General features: G+C 34.3%; 23 protein-coding genes. 14 read left to right on the top strand and 9 right to left on the bottom strand.

The annotated features are described in order from the left end of the window. The first annotated feature begins 52 nt into the window (after window positions 1-52). From AC4FQ5_RS07220 to AC4FQ5_RS07210, 3 genes are all read left to right on the top strand, one after another. On the top strand, window positions 53-508 hold the full coding sequence (locus AC4FQ5_RS07220) for an iron chaperone (RefSeq protein ID WP_491142000.1): 456 nt from the start codon (window positions 53-55) through the stop codon (window positions 506-508). Next, on the top strand, window positions 486-1,139 hold the full coding sequence (locus AC4FQ5_RS07215) for a YiiX/YebB-like N1pC/P60 family cysteine hydrolase (RefSeq protein ID WP_491141998.1): 654 nt from the start codon (window positions 486-488) through the stop codon (window positions 1,137-1,139). Before AC4FQ5_RS07220 ends, AC4FQ5_RS07215 begins: the two co-directional genes overlap by 23 nt. Before the next feature lie 167 nt (window positions 1,140-1,306). Next, the gene (locus AC4FQ5_RS07210) at window positions 1,307-1,612 is read left to right on the top strand and encodes an NIL domain-containing protein (RefSeq protein WP_491141996.1); all 306 of its coding nucleotides are present in this window, start codon (window positions 1,307-1,309) and stop codon (window positions 1,610-1,612) included. Between the two features lie 162 nt (window positions 1,613-1,774). On the opposite strand, the gene murA is transcribed toward AC4FQ5_RS07210, so the two are convergent. Next, window positions 1,775-3,082, bottom strand: a complete 1,308-nt coding sequence (gene murA, locus AC4FQ5_RS07205; protein ID WP_491141994.1) for a UDP-N-acetylglucosamine 1-carboxyvinyltransferase — start codon at window positions 3,080-3,082, stop codon at window positions 1,775-1,777. Further along, on the bottom strand, window positions 3,082-3,750 hold the full coding sequence (locus AC4FQ5_RS07200; protein WP_491141992.1) for a DUF4290 domain-containing protein: 669 nt from the start codon (window positions 3,748-3,750) through the stop codon (window positions 3,082-3,084). The genes murA and AC4FQ5_RS07200 overlap by 1 nt, the downstream gene beginning before the upstream one ends. A gap of 189 nt (window positions 3,751-3,939) precedes the next feature. On the opposite strand from AC4FQ5_RS07200, the gene AC4FQ5_RS07195 reads away from it, so the two are divergent. Continuing rightward, window positions 3,940-5,376, top strand: a complete 1,437-nt coding sequence (locus AC4FQ5_RS07195; RefSeq protein WP_491141990.1) for an alpha-amylase — start codon at window positions 3,940-3,942, stop codon at window positions 5,374-5,376. A gap of 195 nt (window positions 5,377-5,571) precedes the next feature. Here AC4FQ5_RS07195 and AC4FQ5_RS07190 read toward each other — a convergent pair whose 3' ends face one another. Together AC4FQ5_RS07190 and AC4FQ5_RS07185 are read right to left on the bottom strand one after the other, a co-directional pair. Continuing rightward, the gene (locus tag AC4FQ5_RS07190; protein WP_491141989.1) at window positions 5,572-5,985 is read right to left on the bottom strand and encodes a thiol-disulfide oxidoreductase DCC family protein; all 414 of its coding nucleotides are present in this window, start codon (window positions 5,983-5,985) and stop codon (window positions 5,572-5,574) included. A 7-nt stretch (window positions 5,986-5,992) separates the two neighbouring features. Continuing rightward, entirely contained in the window at window positions 5,993-6,451 is a 459-nt protein-coding gene (locus AC4FQ5_RS07185) for a heme-binding domain-containing protein (RefSeq protein ID WP_491141987.1), read from the bottom strand. A 224-nt stretch (window positions 6,452-6,675) separates the two neighbouring features. Here AC4FQ5_RS07185 and der point away from each other — a divergent pair, with 224 nt between their 5' ends. Continuing rightward, the gene (der, locus tag AC4FQ5_RS07180) at window positions 6,676-7,986 is read left to right on the top strand and encodes a ribosome biogenesis GTPase Der (protein WP_300351787.1); all 1,311 of its coding nucleotides are present in this window, start codon (window positions 6,676-6,678) and stop codon (window positions 7,984-7,986) included. Between the two features lie 94 nt (window positions 7,987-8,080). On the opposite strand, the gene AC4FQ5_RS07175 is transcribed toward der, so the two are convergent. Continuing rightward, window positions 8,081-10,522 carry a WG repeat-containing protein gene (locus AC4FQ5_RS07175; RefSeq protein ID WP_491141984.1) on the bottom strand — a complete coding sequence of 814 codons (2,442 nt, stop codon included), beginning with the start codon at window positions 10,520-10,522 and terminating at the stop codon, window positions 8,081-8,083. Between the two features lie 158 nt (window positions 10,523-10,680). Between AC4FQ5_RS07175 and upp the strand changes: the two genes are divergently transcribed. Continuing rightward, window positions 10,681-11,331 carry a uracil phosphoribosyltransferase gene (gene upp / locus AC4FQ5_RS07170; RefSeq protein WP_491141982.1) on the top strand — a complete coding sequence of 217 codons (651 nt, stop codon included), beginning with the start codon at window positions 10,681-10,683 and terminating at the stop codon, window positions 11,329-11,331. Here the strand turns inward: upp and AC4FQ5_RS07165 are convergent, their stop codons facing one another. From AC4FQ5_RS07165 to AC4FQ5_RS07155, 3 genes are all read right to left on the bottom strand, one after another. Next, the gene (locus AC4FQ5_RS07165; RefSeq protein ID WP_491141980.1) at window positions 11,332-12,021 is read right to left on the bottom strand and encodes an alpha/beta fold hydrolase; all 690 of its coding nucleotides are present in this window, start codon (window positions 12,019-12,021) and stop codon (window positions 11,332-11,334) included. A 79-nt stretch (window positions 12,022-12,100) separates the two neighbouring features. Next, window positions 12,101-12,754: a ComF family protein gene (locus AC4FQ5_RS07160; RefSeq protein WP_491141978.1), complete on the bottom strand. Its 654-nt coding sequence runs from the start codon at window positions 12,752-12,754 to the stop codon at window positions 12,101-12,103. A 31-nt stretch (window positions 12,755-12,785) separates the two neighbouring features. Beyond that, complete coding sequence (locus AC4FQ5_RS07155) at window positions 12,786-14,261, bottom strand: helix-turn-helix domain-containing protein (RefSeq protein ID WP_491141976.1); 1,476 nt, start codon at window positions 14,259-14,261, stop codon at window positions 12,786-12,788. Window positions 14,262-14,385: 124 nt separating this feature from the next. Between AC4FQ5_RS07155 and aceB the strand changes: the two genes are divergently transcribed. The 6 genes from aceB to AC4FQ5_RS07125 all read left to right on the top strand — a co-directional run bounded on the left by aceB (window position 14,386) and on the right by AC4FQ5_RS07125 (window position 20,630). Then, on the top strand, window positions 14,386-15,960 hold the full coding sequence (gene aceB, locus AC4FQ5_RS07150; protein ID WP_491141974.1) for a malate synthase A: 1,575 nt from the start codon (window positions 14,386-14,388) through the stop codon (window positions 15,958-15,960). Between the two features lie 157 nt (window positions 15,961-16,117). After that, complete coding sequence (aceA, locus tag AC4FQ5_RS07145) at window positions 16,118-17,398, top strand: isocitrate lyase (protein ID WP_491141972.1); 1,281 nt, start codon at window positions 16,118-16,120, stop codon at window positions 17,396-17,398. Between the two features lie 113 nt (window positions 17,399-17,511). Next, a complete protein-coding gene (queD, locus tag AC4FQ5_RS07140; protein ID WP_491142293.1) occupies window positions 17,512-17,958 on the top strand; it encodes a 6-carboxytetrahydropterin synthase QueD in 447 nt (148 codons plus the stop codon). Window positions 17,959-17,984: 26 nt separating this feature from the next. After that, window positions 17,985-18,791 carry a UDP-2,3-diacylglucosamine diphosphatase gene (locus tag AC4FQ5_RS07135; RefSeq protein ID WP_491141971.1) on the top strand — a complete coding sequence of 269 codons (807 nt, stop codon included), beginning with the start codon at window positions 17,985-17,987 and terminating at the stop codon, window positions 18,789-18,791. 161 nt (window positions 18,792-18,952) lie between these two features. Continuing rightward, entirely contained in the window at window positions 18,953-19,942 is a 990-nt protein-coding gene (locus AC4FQ5_RS07130) for a long-chain-fatty-acid--protein ligase (RefSeq protein ID WP_491141969.1), read from the top strand. 142 nt (window positions 19,943-20,084) lie between these two features. Continuing rightward, a complete protein-coding gene (locus AC4FQ5_RS07125) occupies window positions 20,085-20,630 on the top strand; it encodes a hypothetical protein (RefSeq protein WP_491141968.1) in 546 nt (181 codons plus the stop codon). A gap of 47 nt (window positions 20,631-20,677) precedes the next feature. On the opposite strand, the gene aqpZ is transcribed toward AC4FQ5_RS07125, so the two are convergent. Then, a complete protein-coding gene (aqpZ, locus tag AC4FQ5_RS07120) occupies window positions 20,678-21,394 on the bottom strand; it encodes an aquaporin Z (protein WP_491141967.1) in 717 nt (238 codons plus the stop codon). Between the two features lie 235 nt (window positions 21,395-21,629). Between aqpZ and AC4FQ5_RS07115 the strand changes: the two genes are divergently transcribed. Both AC4FQ5_RS07115 and AC4FQ5_RS07110 read left to right on the top strand, forming a co-directional pair. Continuing rightward, window positions 21,630-22,247: a DUF5715 family protein gene (locus AC4FQ5_RS07115; RefSeq protein ID WP_491141965.1), complete on the top strand. Its 618-nt coding sequence runs from the start codon at window positions 21,630-21,632 to the stop codon at window positions 22,245-22,247. Between the two features lie 80 nt (window positions 22,248-22,327). After that, entirely contained in the window at window positions 22,328-24,262 is a 1,935-nt protein-coding gene (locus AC4FQ5_RS07110; RefSeq protein ID WP_491141964.1) for an ABC-F family ATP-binding cassette domain-containing protein, read from the top strand. The last annotated feature ends 295 nt before the right edge of the window (window positions 24,263-24,557 follow it).

Raw genomic sequence — 24,557 nt, 5'->3', positions numbered from 1 at the left:
TTTTTATGTAGTTTAAATTTTGTTAATTTGAAAATCCAAAAACTGTTATACTATGCAAATTACTGCAACATCTGTAGAAGATTATATTTCAAAACTTCCTGAAGAAAGACAGGAGATTTTTAAAAGGCTTTTTGATACCATTACCGAAAATTTACCGGAAGGTTTTAAAAAAGGAGTAAGTTACGGAATGGTTGGCTGGAATGTGCCTTTAGAGACCTTTCCTGCAGGTTATCATTGTACTCCCGGTACTCCGTTGCCTTTCATGAGTTTGGCTTCACAGAAAAATTTCATTGCATTGTATCACATGGGGATCTATGCAAAACCTGAACTTTTAGATTGGTTTGTAGCTGAATTTCCAAAATATTCAAAAAGAAAACTGGATATGGGGAAATCCTGCATTCGTTTCAAAAAAACAGACGAGATTCCTTTTGAATTAATCGCTGAGCTGAGTAAAAAAATGACTGTTGAAGAATGGATCGATACTTATGAAAACAATCTTAAAAAGTAATTTTTTTTTACAAACATTTCTGATCTTATTTGTTTTAATTCTATTTTCCGGTTGCAGAAATTCGATTGGCTCAGATCTGAAAAATGGTGACTTACTGTTTGTGACAGCGAAGGAATCCGGACTTTCCGGAGCGATCAACAATGTTACTCAAAAGCAAAAAAATGCCTCATTCGATCATATAGGTATTTTACAAAAGGACAAAAATGGAGTTTTCGTCCTTCATGCAGCACCAAAAAATGGATCTCAAAAACAAAATTTAGTTGATTTTTTGAGAGATCAGGCAATAGAAGGACAAAAAATTGTTGTTTACAGACTGAAACCTGAATTTCAAAATACTATTCCCAAAGCGATAGAAAATGCAAATTCAATGTTGGGGAAACCCTATAATTTCAATTATATTTTAGACGAAAATTCTTACTATTGTTCAGATTTTATCGAAAGATCATTCAGAAAAGATCATATTTTTAAATTGGAACCCATGACTTTTATTGATCCCAAAACTGGAAAAACCAATTCATTTTGGAAAGAATTTTACACCAAAAAGAATCTCAAAGTTCCGGAAGGCGAACCAGGTTGTAATCCAAACGGACTTGCTGCTTCAGAGAAATTAGACAGAATTAAAGAGCTTTAAATACCAAGAGAAGATGTAAATCTTCTCTTTTTTAGTTAAAATTAAAAAATAATACTCTACTAATTTGGTAGACTATTATTTTTTTATATTTTTGTCAGGAATTAATAATCAAATATTTCAAAAAATGTAATTCAGAAAGTATTGTTTCATCACAAAATTGTTTAGTTATGATTACGCCAAATTTGCAGGATTTGCCAAAAAATGTACACCTGATCAGAAAAGATTTGATCATCGAAGTAGAACTGAATGGGAAAATGAAATTTGACCATCTTTTAAATGCGATTTACCAGCAAATGGGAATCTGTTATAAAGTACTGAGCGCAAATGTGGAGTATATGAACGGGGCAAATTTCGGATCATTTCAATTACATATCAAAGCAAATGCAGAAGAATCTCAGGAACTTCAATTTTTCCTGAATAATAATAAACTCATGAATACCACTGTTGATTATACCTGCAGAAAATATTCGTAAGCTGTAAGTCCATATAGTTTGAGGGGCGTTCAATTTATTGAGCGCTTTTTTTATTTTTAATTGTCTTTAATTAAGATTAAGAAAAAATAGAAGCGTCCGGAAAATTAATTCCGAACGCTTTTTTATTTTAATTAAATCTATAGATTTAAATGGAATCTACACCTAAATTCTCTCAATATCAGCTCCGATTGCTTTCAGTCTTCCATCAATATTTTCATATCCTCTGTCGATTTGCTCGATGTTGTGAATGATTGATTTTCCTTCCGCAGATAGCGCTGCAATCAAAAGTGCATTTCCTGCTCGGATGTCCGGAGAAACCATTGTGGTTCCACGAAGTGGTGATTCCTGATTCAAACCGATAACGGTTGCTCTGTGTGGATCGCACAAGATAATTTGTGCTCCCATATCAATTAATTTGTCAACGAAAAATAATCTTGACTCAAACATTTTCTGATGTACCAGAATGCTTCCTTTTGCCTGAGTTGCCACTACCAGAATGATAGAAAGTAAATCTGGTGTAAATCCTGGCCACGGCGCATCTGAAATTGTAAGAATAGATCCGTCAATAAATTTCTGAATTTTATAATGTTCCTGAGAAGGAATGTAAATGTCGTCCCCGCTTTGCTCAAGCTCAATTCCCAGTTTTCTGAATGTATTTGGAATAACGCCAAGCTGGTTCCAGTTGACATTTTTGATGGTGATTTCAGATTTTGTCATGGCTGCAAGACCAATCCACGAACCGATTTCTACCATGTCAGGAAGCATGGTGTGTTCTGTTCCGTTCAAATGAGTAACTCCTTCAATCGTCAATAAATTTGAACCGATTCCTGAAATCTGAGCTCCCATTCTGTTCAGCATTTTGCAAAGCTGTTGCAGATAGGGCTCACATGCCGCGTTGTATATTCTTGTTTTTCCTTTTGCTAAAGCTGCAGCCATTACGATATTGGCAGTTCCGGTTACGGATGCTTCTTCAAGTAGGATAAATTTTCCGTTAAGTTCTTTGGCTTTTAAAGAATAGAAATATTCATTTTCGTCATAGTGAAATTCGGCACCCAATTCTACCAATCCCTGGAAGTGTGTGTCTAATCTTCTTCTTCCGATTTTGTCACCTCCCGGAGTCGGCATATAAGCTTCGCCGTAGCGAGCCAGCATCGGCCCCATCAGCATGATCGATCCTCTCAGTTTTGCGCCGTCTTTTTTAAATTCGTTAGATTTAATATAATCGAAATTGACATCATCGGCTTTAAAAGTGAAGTCACCATGTGCATTTTTAGTTACTTTTACCCCGAAATCTCCTAAAATCTCAATCAGCCTGTTGACATCATGAATGTCCGGAATATTTTTTATTCTTACTTCCTCATCAGTTAACAAAACCGCACATAAGATTTGGAGAGCTTCATTTTTTGCCCCTTGTGGAGTGATTTCACCTTGCAGTCTTTTTCCTCCTCTTATTTGAAATGTCCCACTCATTATCTTCTATTCTTATTATTGTTGTTATTGGTAAATCTTCTTTTGTTTAAATTATTGTTAGTATTGCCCTGATTTCTGTTATTATTGTTCTTGTTGAGATTATTACGGTTGGCTGTTGCGTAATAGATTTTGCTCTTTTCAAGAGATTCAATATTCGTTAAATCAAGTCTGTTGGATGACAGTTCTTTCAGATGACGGAAAATCACATCATCGGTTACGTGTTCTTTATTATAAACATTATAAGATTTCTTCATATTGTTGGCAATTACCTCGATCAGAGCTTCTTTTTCGTCTCCAGGCTCCAGTTCTATTGCTTTTTCTATCAATTGAAGAATGCTTTTTCCATAAAATTTAAAATCTCCCTGAAGTTTAGGGTATTCCATTTTTTTTGGTTTTTCCTCAAGCTCTTCTTTGGTTGGGAATGGGTAAACAGGATCGATGTCCAGATTATGTTTAGCCAAAATATATAAATGATCCCAAAGTTTATGTTTGTAATTTTCTTCGTCACGCAATTGTGGGTTTCTCTGGCCCATAAAATCAATGATCGCCATTGCCATTTCGTTTCTTTCTTCTTTTGTAGAAAGCTCTTTGCAACGCTCAACCAGTTGTTGGATAATTCTGCCATATTCCGGCATATTAAGCTGGGTTCTTTGGGTATTGTATTCCATAATATGCAAATATATGGATTAATAAAAAAAATGTTCTGAAAAAGTTAAAAGTTTATAGTTTTTTAATAAAAATGGTATAACAATTTACAAACCAAGTTTATTGGTAAAGCAAATTATTTTCAATTTTATGAAATTTATTTCGCAAAAAGTGTAATTTAGTTGTCAGTATAATAATTAAATACCTTTTGTATGAAAAAAACACATTTTTTGGTTTCAGTATTAGCTTTAGGCTTTATGAACTCATGTCAGAACAATGACGAAATCATCAGCGAAACCCCGAAACAATTTGAGATTCATGACAAAACAGTCAATGTAACCACTCATGACGGTAAACCTTTCAGTACAGGAAATACCAGTCCGTTAAACGGGAAATTTGTTGCAGGTCCCGGTGGCGGAGTAATGATGCAGGGTTTTTACTGGGATGTTCCGGATGGCGGAACGTGGTGGAATACTGTGAAAGATAAAGTTACCGATTGGTCAAATGCAGGAATGAGTGCAATCTGGCTTCCACCGGCTTCAAAAGCACAGAACGGCGCCTACTCGATGGGTTATGATCCTACAGATTATTATGATTTCGGAAATTATAATCAAAATGGAAGTATAGAAACCCGTTTCGGATCCAGAACAGAACTGGAAGCATTAATTACAAAAGCTCACGCTGAAAATATGCAGGTGTATGCCGATATTGTAATTAATCATAACAGTGGCGGACAATCCCAGGCAAACCCTTTCACGGGAACAAACACATGGACAGATTTTTCAGGTGTTGCCTCGGGTAAATTCCAGAGAAGTTATAATGATTTTTACAAAAACTCTTACGGTAATAATGACGAAGGGGCTTTTGGTGGTTTTCCGGATCTTTGTCATGCAAATCCGTATGTTCAGAACTGGCTTTGGGAGCGTGAAGATTCTGTAGGGAAGTACTACAAAAACGTGATGAAATTTGACGGCTGGAGATTTGATTATGTGAAAGGTTTCGGTCCATGGGTTGTCAATAACTGGAATTCTAATGTCGGCGGATTTTCTGTCGGAGAATTATGGGATTCTAATGTAAATACTTTAGAATGGTGGGCAAATAATGCAAACAGTTCGGTATTTGACTTTGCAGCTTATTATAAGATGGACGAAGCTTTTGATAACGGAAATCTGAATGTTCTGAATGACGATATGATGTGGAAAAGAAATCCTTACAAAGCAGTGACATTTGTTGCTAATCATGATACCGATGTTATCTATAATAAAAATCTGGCTTACGCTTATATTTTAACTCATGAAGGTTATCCTACGATTTTTTACAGAGATTATGAAGAATGGCTAAACAAAGAAAGACTGAATAATCTGATCTGGATTCACAACAACAAAGCCACAGGAAACACTTCTATTCTTTACACTGATAATGATGAATATATTGCAAGAAGAAACGGCTACAACGGAAATCCGGGACTGGTTGTCTATATCAACAGTTCGTCAAATTGGCAGGAAAGATGGATCCAGACCAACTGGGCGAGTCAGCAGATCAAAGATTTCACAGGTCATTCATCATGGTATCCTACAACTCAGGGAGATAAATGGGTGAAAATTCAGTGTCCGCCGAACAGTTACTCAGTCTGGTCGCTCAATCAGTAATTAATTTTATTTCCGTCAGGAAGAATCTGTGTAATCAGTGAAGTCTACGGCATAAAAAGAGGGCTGCTTCATTAATGAGGCAGTCTTCATTATTATATTAAGTTTGTCATTCCGGAGGAATCTCAACATCGTAATCTTAAATAATTTAGATTCCTCCGGAAAGACAACTTTGCGGTTAATTATTTAGTTAAAAAATTAAATCTCAATAAATTTCTTTCTTTGATAAGGGGTAGGCAGATAACATTTTTGATTTGCCAGTTTCATTCTGTTTTTCGAAATTTTATCGTAAATCATATCTCGGAAGAAGGAAGGAAATATTTTTCCGATTGCCGAAAGCTTGTAAATTCCGCCAAGTAAACCTGCAATTTTTAGAACTGCTTGAGATTTTGTGAGGTAATAGCTTTTGGGTTTCCAGAGATATAGGGTGTTGAATTGTTTGGTTTCCAAGCCTCTTTCAGAAAGGAATTTCTGCCCAAATCCCGATTGTAGAGAAGCAAACATAAACTGGTCATTTTTATCCCTTTCCAGAATCCATTGAACCCAAAAATTACAGACGCCACACTCACCGTCAAAGAATACGATATGTTTATCGCTCCAGTTTTCCTGCATGATGTTTTTATTGCATTTTTATCTTGGTATCTTCTATCTGTTTCTTAAAATAAGTAACAAGTTCTTTCCTTTGCTGATCAGTCAGTTTAGCATCCTGATGTCCGATGTAATATGATTCTAAAGGCATTTCTTTCTTTTCGATCATTTCAATACATTCTTCCATTTTGTGTATTTGTCTTTTGGATTCATACATTGCAAATGTGGAGAAATTTAAATTTTCTCTACCTTCATTGATGTGGTTTCTCAAAAACCATGACGAGGGAGCAATGCTGGAATACCACGGATACTTCGTTTCATTCGAATGACAATCGTAACACGATGTATTAATAATCTTTGCAATATTTTCCGGAGTGTTTTTAATTCTCAAAAAATCCATTCCTTTATTTACAGGAGGATTGGTTTTGTCAATCGGAAAAAACTGAATGATGATAAATGCAACCAGCAATATAATAAGTATTTTTTTCATAACTAAATTGATAAGCTGAATATTGATAAACCATATCTCATGCCTAACTATAAAAGTAAGAAAAAAAATTGAGTATATATCTGTTAATTAAATATTTAGAGAATCTGTTTCTAATTCTAAATAATAAAACCTTATCTTTGCAAAAAAATTGGGCTCCAATAGCTGGAGTAACCCATTGATAATCTGATCCTGAGTATAGTCTCAAGGGTTATTAAACATTTTTTATGTCAAATATTGTTGCAATCGTTGGGCGTCCCAACGTAGGAAAATCCACACTTTTTAATCGTTTACTTGAAAGAAGAGAAGCTATTGTAGACTCAACTTCCGGAGTTACCAGAGACCGTCATTATGGAAAATCTGACTGGAATGGGGTAGACTTCACTGTCATTGATACAGGTGGTTATGAAGTAAACAGCGAAGACGTTTTTCAGGAAGAAATTTCAAAACAGGTACAGCTTGCTATTGACGAAGCAACGTCAATTATTTTTATGATGAACGTAGAGGAAGGTCTTACAGACACAGACTACGAGATTCATGAGATGCTGAGAAGAGCAAAAAAGCCGGTTTATATTGTTATTAATAAAGTAGATTCTGCTAAAGAAGAATTAGCTGCTACGGAATTTTATCAGTTAGGAATCGAAAAATACTACACATTATCATCAGCTACAGGTTCAGGAACCGGGGAGATTCTTGATGATGTAGTTAATGATTTTCCAACTACAGATTATAAAGATCCTTTCGAAGGTCTTCCGAAAATCACCATTGCAGGTCGTCCAAACGTAGGGAAGTCTACTTTGACGAATGCTTTGCTTGATGCGGACAGAAATATCGTAACCGATGTTGCCGGTACTACAAGAGACAGTATTCAAACGCTTTACAATAAATTCGGTCACGAGTTTGTGTTGGTAGATACTGCCGGAATGAGAAGAAAGTCTAAAGTAAATGAAGATCTGGAATTTTATTCTGTAATGAGGTCTATCCGTTCAATCGAGTTTTCTGATGTCGTGATCATTATGGTTGATGCGACTTTAGGATGGGAATCTCAGGATATGAATATCTTCGGTCTTGCTCAGAAAAACAGAAAAGGAATTGTGATCGTTGTCAACAAATGGGATTTGGTTGAAGATAAAACAACAAATACCGTAAGAGATTTCGAAAAATCAATCAGAGATAAAATCGGTCAGTTCAGCGATATTCCGATTCTTTTTGTTTCAGCTTTAACGAAACAGAGAATTTTAAAAGCAGTTGAAATGGCAATGGTTGTATATGAAGACCGTAAGAAGAAGATCAAAACTTCAAAATTAAATGAAGTAATGCTTCCTATTTTCGAACGTACTCCACCACCGGCCAACAAAGGAAAGTTTATCAAAATTAAATATTGTGTGCAGCTTCCGACACCATCGCCACAGTTTGTATTTTTCTGTAATTTACCCCAGTATGTAAAAGAACCGTATAAAAGGTTTACAGAAAATCAGTTGAGAAAAGAATTTGGCTTCACCGGAGTTCCGATTGAAGTGTATTTCAGACAAAAATAATCGTATTCATTTCGATTTAAAATCACAAAAATAAAATCCCTTTCAGTAATTTTCTGAGAGGGATTTATTTTTGTTGATATACTATTTTAATTAATTATCTAATATATAAAAATCTGCTGCTGATCCAATATCCGTTTAGTTTAAAGCTGTTTCGCAGATACTTCTCCGCCATCGATGCGCCGTAATCTTGAGTTCCATTTCTGTAGGTTGTTAGTAATGATTCATTGTATACATTATAATCTCTCACTTCAGATAATCTTTCTTTTGTATACATGTGTTCGTGCTTTTTGTTTTTAAATTCTAAAAGTTCGCTGTAATAGTAGTTGACAACAGATTCGTAATCTAGATAATTGGTTCTATTTTTGAAAGTGCTTGACTTTAAAAAATAAATCATTTGAGGAGACGGTGCAATTTTTTTTGCAAAATCTCTCACCTCCTGATCTGTTTTACTATCAAGCATTTTTAGAAAACCAAATTTTAATTCATCGAAAGTTTTGAAACCAACATGTGGACCAAAATCTTCTTCAAGTTTTGTAAAATTTCCTTGTTTGTCAATTTCTTTAGCCTTTTGTGCGTAAAAAGTAAGTGCTTTTCCGTTTTCGAAATTGCTGATTTCGTCAAAAGGACCGTTGTTTAAAATTTTATTTTCTGAATTAATTAGGACATAATTTTTTCCGGTTTTTGCTTTAAAATTCTCTCCCGAAATTCTCTCAAGGTTTGTATAGATGAAAGGAATTATTTCTTTACCGGAAAAATCTACCAATCCATATTTACCATTTTTTTTGGCAATCACAGTTTGAGAATTGTCTTTGTAATTTTGTAAAAGATTAAAGGAAAGATCATCATACATAAAGTTGAGAATCACCTTGTTGTCTTGGTCAATAATCCCGAATTTTTTGTTTTTTGAAACAATTAAGTAAGTGTTTTTATTCTCAAATTTTTGTTTAATTTCATCATAGACAAAATCTGATTTTAATTTTTCTGAGAATTCATCATAAATGGCAAATTTATTCTGATTATTTTTTAAATATAATAATGCATTGTTATTCTGTGGGTTAGGATCAATTAAATTATTTTCATCATAAATATAATTGTAGTCTGAAATATTGTCGAGAGAAATCGTGCCCTTTGAAGAGAGAATACTAAAGCCACTATTTTTTTTAGCAAATATAATTTTTGATTTTTTCTGCGGACTTTTTTCCAGCCAAGAAAATTTGTTGTCAAGAAGTTTTTTTCCATTCAAATCCATTAGAGTAAAATCCCTTGAAACAATACGTCTATCAACTTCGTTTTCGTTAATTCCTACTAAGAATCCGGCGTAGTGGTCAGTAATTTCGCTAAATTCTGCAGGAACTAAAATCTGTTTTTTTCTAAGGTCATAAATTCCTTTTTTGTTTTGTTTTTGTATACCTAAAAGGTAATCAGAATCATAATATTCGTCGATTTGATCGTAGATCGGCATTAAAATTTGATTTCCTTCTCTGTCATACCATCCATATTTTTGGTTTTGCTTTATTTTATATCCATTGTTCATTCTGATAATATGCTCTTCAGAAATCATGGGTACAATTGTTTTGAGTGTAGAGTAGTTTACGACGCCATATTTCCCGTCTTTACCAAGTGTAAGATAATCTGAAAAAGCATCGCGGTAAATCGTGTGGTATTCTGGCTTCATTATTTTATTTTCATCAAAATAATGACCTATTTTTTTATCTTTTTCAAGCTTAAATCCTTCAATTCTTTCATCTGTAGTAATATTGGTGTATTCTAGTGGAAGTTTTGTTTTTCCTGTAATATCTACAAGACCATAAAGCTTATTCTTCACAGCTACAAAATTTTTAATCCCCATTGAATATTTTATATTGTTACCGTATTTTGAACCTTTAAGATTTGGGATAAATAATTGATCAAACTCGTAAGCCGGGTTTTCTTTAGAATTCAAAATCCCGAATTTGTTATTTTTCTTTACTACAATTACGTTTTGATAAAAATCTAAAGATTCAAAATCATTTTTAATCTTTTTTCCGTCATCAAATACAATAAATTGGTTGCCAGAAATGTCTTCTACGAGCGCGCTGTTTTGGTTGTGTAAAATCAGTTTGCTGTAATTTCCGCTAAAGATGGTTTTCTTTTTTTCGAGATCAAATATTGAAATGTTTTTCTCTTTTTTTGTGATGAAAATATTTAATCCTTCATTATTGATTTCTGTGAAATCTGTAGGGATGAGGTTTACACCATTGAGGTCAAAAACTCCGAGTTTATTCCCTTTTTTCACTTGAATTAATTTTTTCGGATAAGTATAGAGAATACTGATATCATCATAAACGGGTTCTAGAATCACCTTATTTTTTATTTTTAAACCTTTTTTAGTTTTATCAGCAGAATAAAATTCTTCACCCTCTATTTCAACTAAAGGACTGGGTGGTTTTACTGGAGAAGAATATGTTTCAGAATATTCAGATCTTGTAGGGATTTGAGCCGATGTTACAGAGAAAACATTGAGAATTAAAAGAATATAGATTTTTTTTCTAGTCATATTAAGATATTAGAATACAAAAATAGAATTTTAAATGGTATAATTAAAGCTAAGTTCATTTATAAAAATTAAGATTTTTAATGCAGTTTCTAGGAAAATATCCGTTATTTTGAATTATGAAATTTGCTTTCTCGACATAACTAAAACTTTATATCAGCATGCTTACGATTTTGTCACAACAGTTTTCTTTAGTTAATTCATGGATTAACGAGCTTCGAAATGTAGAAATTCAGCATGACCGAATGAGATTCCGCAGAAATATGGAACGCATCGGAGAAATTGCCGCTTTTGAAATTTCTAAAGATTTAGAAACCAAAGAAATTGAAATACAAACTCCTTTAAATAAAATAAAGGTTCAGGAAATTGTTGTTCAACCGGTGATTACAACGATTTTGCGTGCAGGAGTTCCTTTATTTGAAGGAATATTAAATTACTTTGACAAAGCAGACTGCGGTTTTGTGGCGGCTTACAGAAAGCATGATGCCAATGATTATTTTTCTATAAAACAGGATTATCTCACTTGTCCAAGTATTGAAGGAAGACCTTTGATCGTTGCAGATCCGATGTTGGCAACAGGAGCTTCTTTAATTGAAGCCCTGAAAGATCTTTTAACTCATGGAAAACCTTCTCAACTTCACATTGTTGCAGCAATTGCTTCAAAACAAGGTGTAGAAACTATTGAGAAAGCTTATCCGCAAGCAAAAATATGGGTGGGAGCTATTGACGGAAACTTAACGTCAAAAGGTTACATCACTCCGGGTTTGGGCGATGCCGGAGATTTAAGTTATGGGGAGAAGCTTCAGAGATAATTAAGGTATATTCCAGAAATCTTTCATTAAATTAAATAATAAACTTGTTCGTACTTTTTCCATAGGATGTTTTGTATCAGGAAGTACAGCTAATTTTGCATACGGAATTATCTTATAAACATTGATGCTTTCTTCCAGACTTACCATATTATCCTTATCACCGATCATGATCTGAACCGGAATGTCAAGTGCAGATAAATTATCATTTTTCAGAGGTGGATTTTTACCTAAAGAAATCATCATTCCGGCAATGGCGTGAAGTAATTGTTTCCATTGACTGCCGTGCTGGTTTTCTAATTGTTCAGCATATTTGGGGATTTTTTCAATAATAACATCAGGATTTAGCATTCTGCTTTCTTTCAAGGCCTGTTCTTCCGTCCAGTCAAATTTTGTTCCTAAGGTCATGATCGATTTTACAGCTGATGGATTTTCCAAAGCATAACAAAGAGCAACATAACCTCCCATACTGTGCCCGAAAATATGAACATCCTGAAGGTTTTCTTTTTCAATAAATTCAGCTAATTCTTGTGTGTATTTTTCAATGGTAATCCCGCCTTCAGATAAATTGATATCTCCATGTCCGGAAAATAAAGGGGTATAAATGTTGAAATATATTGAGAGCTTTTCTAAATAGGGCTTAAAAATATCACTGTGACCTAAAGCTCCGTGCAATAAAATCAGGTTTTTCATAACTAATTAGTTTCCCGAAAATTAGCAAAAACATCTGAAATAAAGAATTAAAATTTTGTCAGAAAAACATTCCGTAAAGTTATTCGTCCATTGCCATCACCAAAATACTTATCTTATTGTTTCCTGAATTTAAAATTTCCCATGCAATCGTTGCAAGCGTATTTCCAGTGGTAAAAACATCATCAATCAGCAAAATGTGTTTTCCTGAAATTCCTTTAGTAAGCGAAAAAGTATTTATGGTTTCCAGACGATTTTTTTTATCTTTCAAAGCCTGAGCTTTAGAATAATGGTTTCTTTTGATCAAATCATGATCTTGCGGAATTTCATAAAAATCTGACAAAATTTTTGTAAAAAGGTGAAGCTGATTGTAACCTCTTTCCTTTTTCTTCTTCGGATGCAGTGGAACGCTCACCAATAAATCAGGTTTTCCGCTTTTAAAATCCAATCGTTCGGTTACCCAATCAGCGAGAATCTTTCCGGTTTTCTCTCTGCTTTTATATTTTAATTCGTGAATAATCTTTCTGCTCAGATTCTCCTTTTCAAACTGCATCAAAGCGTAAGCATTTTCAACGGGAAAAAGTAATTTACATTTTTCCTTAAGATTGTTTTCTTCAGAATATTCAGAATGAGTGAAGTGAATGTGTTCAAAACAGGTATTGCAAACAATCACATCGGCGTTTGCAATTCTGTTGCAGTGAATACAGCGATTTGGAAATAATAAATCTAAAATCATTTGTGTGTTTGAATCACAAATTTAATAAAATTTATAAAATTTCTTTCCTGATTTTTTCAACCGAATTTTTCATACTTAAATTAAAATAATCCTTCTCAAGACGAATTGGTGGAGCTTGTCTCACCTCACAATCTGCAATACTGCAAGATTCGCAGGTCACGCCAACATTGATGGTTTTCAAAGTAGGAGATTTTATAAAATTGATTTTTTTGATCGTTTGCGTATTCAGTAAAATTCCCAGACAATAACTTCTGTTGCTCCCGTCAGAAAACGGATTTTTCTGAGAGGTAGAAATCACTAAATAACTTATCCCCTGATCTTTATAGTGGGAAATTTGAGCATCGGTCAAAGTTTCATTTTCTTTCAAATGATCAAGATTTTTCACAGCAATCCATCTTCTGCAATAGTGCTCATTCGTTGCATTTGCGTGTGGAGCTTGTTGATGATTGAGGTGTAACTCTTTTAAAATCTGAATTTTATCTGAATTTTTCTTTTTAACTAAACATAAATAAAACAAATCTCTGATTCCCAATTCCGAAGACAGAACATTCGTTAATCGGTAATAAAATGTTTCCGGAGAATTGGTGAAATTTTCGATGAGGTTTTCAAAACTTTTTGGTTCCCAATTGTTTTGTGAGAAAAAATTAGAAGTATTTTCAATAATTTGTTCTTTTGAAATCAGCAATGCTCCTGCAAAATAAGAAGCATAAAAATTATTTAAAATTTCTTCAAAACTTCCGAAGTCTATCCAGGAATAGGTGTTGGGACGGTTTTTTAGTTCTAAAACATTAAAACCGATTTCCTTCGCCAGAATAAAAGTTTTCTGATCTTTCTCAAGTTTATTATTAAGTAACAACAATTTTTTCTCAGGAATAAATAGAGAACGGAGATAATCTAAATTTCCATACGTTTCAAAATTTTCAGTTTGAATTGCATAATTAAACTTTTCAATTAAAATCGTTTCTAAAATTTCAGACTTTAAATTTTTGCTGATCTTTAGTTGATTTTCATGTGCAAACTGAATCACTTTTTCTTCAATTTCAGGAAAATAATTGTCATATAATTCCTGAAAAGACCGTAGGACAGCAAAGTAAAATCTTTCTTTTCCTAAGTTATAATTTTGTGAAATTTCTATCAATGCATTAATAAAAGCGGTCACTTTTTTGGGTGCATCACTGATAATACTGATCAGATTGTTCTTATTAATTCCGAAAAGATCCAAAGGAACTTCTTTGAAAAAATCTGACTGCAATATTTCATTAAAAGGGGCTAAACTTTTATCGAGTTTAGTAGAGACTAAGTCATCAAAAGTACAGCTCAGAGCTTCAGAAAGCTGAATGATTTTATCGTGTTTCGGATATTTTTTTCCGTTCTCAATTTCATTAAGATAAGATTTTGATAAACCTGTCTTCACAGCAAGATCCTGCAAAGACCAATTTTTCTTTTGTCGCTGCTGTTTCAGTTTTAGTCCGAAAACCGTTTTGATAAAGTCACTATCCGAATTCATTATTCAAATATAAATAATAGAAGCGATTATTCGCATAATAATTTTTTAAAATATTTAGCGAACGTTCGCTGTATGTGAAAGTTTTTATTTAAGTTTGTCATGTTAAATCATAAAAATATAAATTATGAAAACCAAAACTCAATTAAAAATAAATAGTCAGAAGCGGTTTGAAGCGGTTTTTACTCCGGAATTGAATAATTTTCTGATCGAGCTTCATCAAAATTTCAATACCAAAAGATTAGAACTTTTAGAGAAAAGAAAAAAAACTCAGCTAGAATTTGATAAAGGAAATCTTCCAGAGTTTTTATCAGAAACTAAAGAAATCAGAGACGGAAATTGGGTTTGTTCCCCGCTTCCACAGGATTTGTTGGATCGAAGAGTAGAAATTACAGGTCCGGTTGACAGAAAAATGATCATTAATGCTTTGAATTCGGGTGCGTCTACTTTTATGGCAGATTTTGAAGACAGCAATTCTCCGACCTGGAATAATTGTATGGAAGGACAAATCAATCTTTCTGATGCAATCAACCGGGAAATTGATTTTACGAATGAGCAGGGAAAATCTTATCAGCTAAATGCAAAAATTTCAGCTCTATTGGTTCGTCCGAGAGGTTTGCATCTAAACGAAAAACATATTGAAATCAATGACGAACAGGCTTCTGCATCATTAGTCGATTTTGGAATTTACTTTTTCAGAAACGCAAAGCAATTGTTGGAAAATGGAAGTGCACCCTATTTTTATCTCCCAAAATTAGAGCATTACAAAGAAGCACGTTGGTGGAATGAAGTTTTTGTTTTTGCCCAAAATTATCTTGAAATTCCACAAGGAACGATTAAAGCAACCGTTTTAATTGAAACGATCACCGCTGCTTTTCAGATTGATGAAATTTTATTTGAATTAAAAGAACACAGCTCCGGCTTGAATTGCGGACGATGGGATTATATTTTTTCTTTCATTAAAAAATTCAGAAATCTTCCCCAGTTTATTGTTCCGGACAGAGATCAGGTGACGATGACTTCCCCTTTTATGAGTGCTTATTCTAAAAGAGTGATTGAAATCTGTCACAAAAGAAATGTCCACGCCATCGGTGGAATGGCAGCACAAATTCCTATTAAAAATGATTATGAAGCGAATAGTCAGGCTTTCGGAAAAGTGAGAAACGATAAAGAACGTGAGGTGAAAAACGGTCACGACGGAACTTGGGTAGCTCACCCTGCATTGGTTTCTGTAGCAAAGGATATTTTCGATCAATACATGCCTTCGAAAAATCAGATTGATAAAAAATTTGATTATCACATTAATGAAAGCGATTTACTGGAAATCCCAAAAGGGGAAATTACAGAAAATGGAGTTCGGAAAAACATCAATGTTGGGATTTTATATATCGAAAGTTGGTTGATGGGAACCGGAGCAGCAGCAATTTATAATCTCATGGAAGATGCTGCAACTGCAGAAATTTCAAGAACTCAAATCTGGCAGTGGCTGAAAAATGATGCTGTTTTAAGTGATGATCGAGTGCTGACAAGAGAAATGATTCTTCAGTGGGAATTTGAAGAAATGGAGCGTATTGAAAAATATGTTGGTGAAAAACGTTTCAGAAACGGAAAATTCAATTTGGCAAAAGAACTTTTTAATGAATTGATTTTCTGTGAAGAATTTGAAGAATTTCTAACATTGAAAGCTTATCCATTTATTTAATTTAAAAATATAGGCTTCGTCACTTCGAGTAGATTTTGAAAAAATCGTATCGAGAAGTTATTATAGTTCTACAAGTTTTCTATACAAAATTCTTTCAGGATTTCACTCAAACTGACGAATCTTAAAATTTAAAATAAAATTAAAAAATCCAAATATTATGAAAACAAGACAAGAACAAATTCAGAATTTAGAGCAGGACTGGTTGACAAATCCTCGCTGGAATGGAATAAAAAGACCTTATACAGCAGAAGATGTATTGAAGCTACGTGGTTCTTACAAATTAGAGTATACAATCGCAACAGAAATGTCAAAGAAATTCTGGGAACAATTAAACAATCAGGATTTTGTTGCCGGATTGGGAGCTTTGACGGGAAATCAGGCCGTTCAGGAAGTTGATGCAGGTTTAGAGGCGATTTATCTTTCAGGATGGCAGGTTGCAGCAGATGCTAATTTATCTGGTGAAATGTATCCTGATCAATCGTTGTATCCTGCGAACTCAGTACCTTCTGTGGTGAAAAAAATAAATAATGCTTTATTGAGAGCAGATCAGATTCAGTCGGTGAATGGAGGTGGAGAAAAAGAATATTTAGTTCCGATTATTGCTGATGCTGAAGCTGGTTTTGGTGGAAATCTTAATGCCTATGAATTGATGAAGCAAATGATCGAAGCGGGAGCGGCAGCAGTACATTTTGAAGATCAGTTGTCTTCTGCGAAAAAATGTGGTCATTTAGGCGGAAAAGTTTTAGTTCCGACTCAGGAGGCGATCAATAAGTTGATTGCAGCGCGTTTGGCTTCTGATGTTGCAGGTGTTCCGAGTGTAATTGTTGCTAGAACAGATGCAGATGCGGCAGATCTTCTGACTTCGGATATCGACGAAAGAGACAGGAAATTTATAACAGGAGAAAGAACTTCAGAAGGGTTTTATGTAGTGAAAAATGGAGTAGAACAGGGAATCGACAGAGGTTTATCTTATGCTCCATACGCAGATTTGATCTGGATGGAAACCTCTAATCCTGATTTAGATTACGCAAGAAAATTTGCAGAAGGAATTCATGCAAAATTTCCTGATAAAATGTTGGCTTACAATTGTTCGCCATCTTTCAACTGGGCTGCGAAACTTTCAGTTGATGAGATGCTGAATTTCAGAGAAGAACTGGCAAAAATGGGATATAAATTCCAGTTTATTACTTTGGCGGGTTTCCATGCGTTGAATACGGCGATGTTTGAGTTGGCTTTAGCTTATAAAGAAAGAGGAATGGCAGGATATTCTGAATTGCAGGAACGTGAATTTGCTTTACAGAACAAAGGTTTCAGAGCGGTAAAACATCAGTCTTTTGTAGGAACGGGTTATTTTGATGAGATTCAGAATGTTGTTACGAATGGTTCTTCTGCAACGGTTGCCATGAAAGATTCTACGGAAACGGCACAGTTCCATTAATTTTTTTGTTAAATTATATTATTAAACCTTCTCAGCTTCCGGGAAGGTTTTTTTATGGAAGAATCTGGTCACTACTTCAGATTAAAAGAACAGAAAATCGTTATCTTTGCATCATGATACGTATTACAAAAATTTTTACATTCGAGACGGCTCATGTCTTATACAATTATGACGGGAAATGTAAAAATATGCACGGGCATTCTTACAAGCTTTTCGTTACCGTAAAAGGAAAACCGATCAACGATCTGGAAAATCCTAAAAACGGAATGGTTGTAGATTTCGGGGATATTAAAGCAATCGTGAAAGAAGAAATTGTCGATGTTTGGGATCATGCCGTACTGATCAACGGAGTTTCTCCACACAGGGAAATGGGGGAAGAATTAGAAAACAAAGGTCAGAAGGTAATTTACTGTAACTTTCAGCCGACCTGTGAAAATATGTTGTTTGCCATCGCTGCCAAAATAAAATCAAAACTTCCTGCAGATGTTTCTTTAGCTTATTTAAAGCTTCATGAGACAGAAAACTCTTATGGAGAATGGTTTGCAGAAGATAATCAATAAGTTTTTCTGAATTTAAAACTGAAAAGGTGCTAAAAACAACCATTAACTTAGAGCCCGGAAAAAAGGTATACTTTGCATCAGATCAGCATTTTGGTGCGCCGGATCAGAAGCAGAGCAAAATTCGGGAAGAAAAATTTATCCGTTGGATGAATGAGATCAAAGAAGATGCTCAGGTTTTGTTTCTGATGGGTGATTTGTTTGATTTTTGGCACGAATGGAAGCATGTAATCCCGAAAGGTTATGTGAGAGTTCTTGGTAAAATCGCTGAATTAAAAGACAGCGGCGTTCATGTTTATTTTTTTGTGGGAAATCATGACCTTTGGATGAAAGATTATCTGGAAGAAGAAATTGGCTGTACGGTTTTTTATAAAAAACAATATTTTGAGATTGCCGGAAAACAATTTCTGTTGGCTCATGGTGATGGTTTGGGACCAGGTGACAAAGGATATAAGAGGATGAAAAAAGTCTTTACAAATCCTGTTGCACAATGGTTTTTCAAATGGTTGCATCCCGATATTGCGATGAAAGTGGCTTTGTATCTTTCTCAGAAAAACAAGATGATTTCGGGAGATGAGGACAAAGCTTTTTTAGGAGAGGATAAAGAATTTCTGATTATTTATTCAAAAGAAAAACTGAAAACAGAAAAAATCGATTACTTTATTTACGGTCACAGGCATTTGCCGATGGTTTTAGATTTAAATCAGAATTCAAAATATATCAATCTCGGAGACTGGATTTCCTATTTCACTTACGGAGTTTTTCAGAATGATTTTGAGCTGAAAACTTTCGGGCAGGAATTAAAAATTACCTCCGAAGAGGTAATTTCCGAATAACAGCTTCTATACCTGTTATTTCTAATCCATATTCCGCAGAGTGACTTGCAATAACCTGACCAATTTTTTAGTTTTAATATTAAAAAACCTTGAAGTTTTCTTATATAATTGCTAAATGATTCAGAATGAATCAATAAAGCGTTAAAAAATATTTTAAAAAATTGAAAAGTATATTTGACATAAAAACCGAGCAGGAGTTTCTGGATGTGGCACTGACAACTTTTCGCTATCAATACAAGAATATTGATGTCTACAGAAAATTTGTTGATTACCTGAATCTTGATGCTGAGACGGTAAATTCGCTGGATAAGATCCCCTTTTTACCAATTGAAATGTTTAAAAATCATCAGATTTTGGATAAAAATATTTCAACTGATCTGTATTTTCAGAGTTCAGGTACAACACAGATGAATTTGTCTAAACATTTCATTGCCAACGAAAATATTTATCAGGAAAGCATCTATAAAAGTTTTGAGCAGTTTATAGGCAAGCCTGAAGACTTTATTTTTTTAGGATTACTCCCAAGTTATCTTGAAAAGCAAAACTCATCATTGATTTACATGGTAGATTTTTTGATGAGAAAATCTGACAAGCCTGAAAACGGGTATTTTCTTTATAATCATGAAGATTTATTTAAACTTTTAAATGAATTAAAAGATAAAAAAGTCATTCTTTTTGGAGTTTCATTTGCGCTTCTTGATTTTCTTGATTTCTGCAACTCTAGCTCTCAAACTCTCCAACCCTCCAACAATTTAACAGTCATTGAGACTGGGGGAATGAAAGGCCGGAAAGAAGAAATGACAAAAGACGAGCTGCTAAAAATTCTTCAGAATGGTTTTAAAACTGAGAAAATATATTCCGAATATTCGATGACAGAATTGCTTTCGCAGGCTTATTCTTTGGGTGAAAATATTTATGAATGTCCAAACTGGATGAGGGTGCTGATCAGAAATGCTGAAGATCCTTTCGGGTACGAGAAGGCCGGAAGAACCGGAGCAATTAATATTATAGATCTTGCAAATATTCATTCGTGTTCGTTTATCGCAACACAGGATTTGGGAAAATTATTAATTGAAGACGAGAAGAAATTTCAGGTCTTAGGAAGAATTGATCATTCGGATATCCGTGGCTGTAGCTTGTTGGTGAGTTGATGGGTTTGAGAGTGGGAGAATGGAAGAGTTTTAGGGATTGTGATCTTTGCTGAGTAGAACGCCTTTGCGAACGAAAAAATATTCTCAATAATTTTTAAAAAAAATCTTAGCGAACTTGCGTTAAAAAATAAAAGAATTAAAAGTGTTAAAGATAGAAGAGCTTGTTCACGCTTATATTCATGCCAATTGCGATTTTGAAAAAGAAATTGTTCTCAGCAACCATTTCCATTCAGATTGGGAAGCGGATATTTTGATCATTGATTCTGAAGGGTTCAGTCACGAAATTGAAATTAAACTTTCAAAAAGCGATTTCAAAAATGATTTTAAAAAGTCATACATCAATACTAAAACCGGTGAGAAGTTTCTGAAGCATGACAAGATATGTTGTGGTGATTATCCTTGCAATTCGTTCAGTTTTTTGCTTCCGATGGGAATGATCGAGCATTCTGCAATTCCTGAACATTGCGGAATCATTGAATTTTATCACAATGTCGACAATTGGGAAACGGAATTTTATCTCATCCGTCAACCTAAAAAAGTACATGAAGATTCCTACTGGAAATTAAATGACAAAGATCTTTTCATTCGAAAAATGGCTTTAAATTTACTTCAGCGAAAAATGGAAATCAAGGGAAAACATGAAGAGCTTATTTTCAAAAACCCTTTTGAAATAAAGAAAATAAAATAAGAAAATCCTGCCATAAAGACAGGATTTCGTTTCAATATCTGGTTTAATTATTTTGCCTGTTCAGGTCTTTCCATTAATAAATTATAAGTGAAAGCTGCGGCAACTCCACCTAAAACCGGAGCAACAACAAACAGCCACAGTTGTGAAAGTGCTGCACCACCTGCAAAAATTGCCGGACCGATACTTCTTGCAGGGTTTACAGAAACTCCGGTAACTTTAATTCCTACAATGTGAATCAAAACCAAAGAAAAACCAATCGCTAAACCTGCAAAACCACCGTTGATGTTTTTAGTAGAGGTTGATCCTAAAATCACCATCAGGAAAATAAATGTGAAAATGAATTCTGCAACAAAAGCTGCGGTAGTATTATAAGCGTCTAAATATCCTGTTCCCCATCCGTTGGAACCCAATGCCCATTCTTTCATTTCTGCACCGGGATGATTTGTGAAAATCACATAAAGAATTCCGGCTCCGATGATTGCACCAATGATCTGTGCAATAACGTATCTGATTGCCTCATCCATTTTCATTCTTCCGGCTGCAACCATTGCAATTGAGATTGCGGGATTAATATGACATCCCGAAATATGCCCGATTGCGTAAGCCATTGCGACTACGCTTAATCCGAATGCGAAAGAAATTCCCAGAAGTCCTACTCCTGTAGTGCCATCTGCTCCTGCAATTACTGCGCTTCCGCATCCCATTAGAACAAGTACCATCGTACCAAGCATTTCTGCCACAAATTTTGAAGTTTTTGAAATCATCTTTTTATGTATTTTAAATTGTAAAGCGAATGTACAAAAATTAATTATTCAGCATTATAGTTAATAAAATAAAATGTTTTCATTAATTGTTTTATTTTGTTGTTTTTAATTTGTTTTAATGTGAAATTGTTTGTTAAATTTCTACTCATAAATTTTTATGCCGTTTTATTAAATTAATATCTTTGGCAATAACAAAATCTGCAATTTTCAAATTTAAATTTTCAAAATAGTTTCTATGAGGAAGTTTTTGTACATCATTCCATTGGCATTTCATCAGCTTGTTTACAGTCAGGCTTCAAAGAAAACGCTTCCTTGCTATGATCTTACCGAAGTTTTAAAAGTAGAACCGACTGCGCTTTACAAACCTCATTTAGATGCTTCAAGAAGCTTTAATGTCAATATTCTCAAAAATACTGCTCAGGTTCAGAAATATATTGATAAAGGTAAATTTCACACCGTAAAAAAGACAGGAAAGGGGTATAAGGTTCAGAAGCTTGATTACAGCAGACCATATTTGGTTTCAAAAGCTAAGACTACACTGGAAAAAATAGGAGCGAGATTCAGCAAAGAAACCAAAGGACATACTTTTACAGTTTCTTCCATTACCAGAACACTGGAAGATCAATGTAGATTACGAAAAGTTAATACAAATGCGTCGCTCGGAATCAGCTCTCACAATTATGGCAATTCTTTCGATATATCTTATGTGAGATTTAATAATAAGCTGAGACCAGACCTGAAAATGGAGGTTGCTCTGGAGAAAGTTTTAAAATATTATGTCGAAGCAGGACGCATTTTTTACATTAAAGAAAGACATCAAAGCTGTTTTCATATCACTGTAAGGAATTATTAAATTTAAAGTCCTTTATTTTGCGTATTTTTGCACCCGAAAAATATACAGTACACATTATTCATCATTAATTACTCATAAAGATGCTTTCGGTTCAAGGTTTAGGATTACATCATTCGGGAAACTACTTGTTTCAAAACGTTAATTTCACCATTAAAAAGGATGATAAAATTGGTTTGGTTGGTAAAAACGGGGCGGGAAAATCCACTTTGTTGAAAATGCTTTCCGGAGAAATCACTTTTTATGAAGGAGTAGTTGTTCCTGAGGGGAATATCACCATCGGTTTTCTGAAGCAGGATCTTGATTTTGTGAAAGGAAGAACCGTTTGGGATGAGACGATGCAGGCTTTTGAGCAGATTAATGCATGGAAAAATGAGCTTGAAGAAGTGAATCACCAGTTAGCAACAAGAACTGATTACGAAAGTGATGCTTACACAGGGATTATCAACAAAATGACCGAGCTGAATGATCTTCTGATGCATCATGATGCGTACAATCTGGAAGGTGATATTGAGAAAGTTTTGTTTGGTTTAGGTTTTAAAGCCGACGATTTCCAAAAAATCACAGATGAATTTTCCGGAGGCTGGAGAATGAGAATCGAGTTGGCAAAGCTTCTTCTTCAAAAGAATGATCTGATGCTTCTCGATGAGCCTACCAATCATCTGGATATGGAATCCATTATCTGGTTAGAAAACTTTTTGAAAGATTATCCCGGAGCAATCGTTTTGGTAAGTCACGATAAACAATTTATGACAGCGGTTTGTAACCGGACTTTTGATGTGAACAACAAAAAAGTTGACGATTATAAAACAAATTATACCAAATATCTGGTCATGCGGGAAGAGCGCCGCGAAAAACTGATTCAGGCTAAGAAGAATCAGGATGCGGAGATCAAGCAAATGGAAGATAATATCAATAAGTTCCGTGCAAGTGCTACAAAAGCATCTTTTGCGCAGTCACTTATTAAAAAATTAGATAAAATTGACCGTATTGAGGTGGATAATGAAGACGTTTCTAAATTCAACATTCGTTTCCAACAATCTGTTGTTCCCGGAAAAGTAATTTTCGAGGCAGAACATTTAGGGAAAGCCTACGGTAAAAAACAGATTTTCGATGAGGTAGATTTCATCGTTCAAAGAGGAGACAGAATTGCTCTTTTGGGTCAGAACGGGCAAGGAAAAACGACTTTAGCTAAAATCCTGGCCGGAGACATCAAAGATTATTCAGGTTCTTGGAACTTAGGTCACAACGTGAATATCGGATATTTTGCTCAAAATCAGGAAGAAGTTTTGACTCCAAATAAAACCGTTTTGGAAGAAGCGGAAGATTCTGCAACTGAAGAAACGAGACCGAGAGTAAGGGACTTATTGGGATCTTTCTTGTTTCAGGGTGAAGCGGTCAATAAAAAGACAAAAGTACTTTCCGGAGGTGAAAGAAACCGTTTGGCACTTTGTAAATTGTTGCTTCGTCCGTTCAATACGTTGATTATGGATGAGCCTACCAATCACCTGGATATTCAGTCTAAGGAGATTATCAAGTTGGCTTTGCAGAAATTTGAAGGTACTTTGATTGTGATTTCTCACGACAGAGAATTCTTACAAGGGCTTTGTGATAAAATCTATGAATTCCGTGATGGGAGAATGAAGGAGTTTTTAGGAAGTGTGAATGAATATCTTGAATACAGACAAAAAGAATCAATCAGAGAGATTTCTGCTGAAAAAGCAAAACTTCATGATGAGGATGCAAAAATTGTAGAAAAGGCTAAAGCTGAAGAAAAACAAGCTAAAGCAGAAATTAAATCTACGGTTATCGTAAGCAAAGAGCAAAAAAACATTCAGAATAAAATCAAAAAAGTAGAAGAAAGAATTTCTGAGCTGGAAACAACAATTGAAACTATGGAGGCTTCTTTTACTACAGAAAATCCGTCTGAAGGAACTTTAGAAAAATATAATAAAACAAAAGAAGATCTTGATGCAGCTTTGCAGGAATGGGAATACTTAGGAACTCAGCTTGAGTAATTTTTTTTTAAAAAATATATTAAAAGGATGGGTTTGTAATTCATCCTTTTTTTGTGGAAACTGTTTATCTACAAAACTGAAAGATTGTAAGCAAAATCATTATCGAAAATTTTAGATGACAGAAAAAGATATAATTGGCTAATTCAAAAATCTGCGAAGCTCCGTAGGAGCGACATGTTTGTAGAAAAACATTCGTTCACGAATATTTGAGCTCCGTAGGAGCGGAACTATAAATGATTACAATCATTATTAAATAACCATAATTTAATCTTTATATAAAATCCTTTAAAATATT

Source organism: Chryseobacterium sp. DT-167 (genome assembly GCF_058310155.1).
The sequence above is the reverse complement of the archived record's forward strand: the minus strand, read 5'-3'. Positions and strand labels throughout refer to the sequence as shown.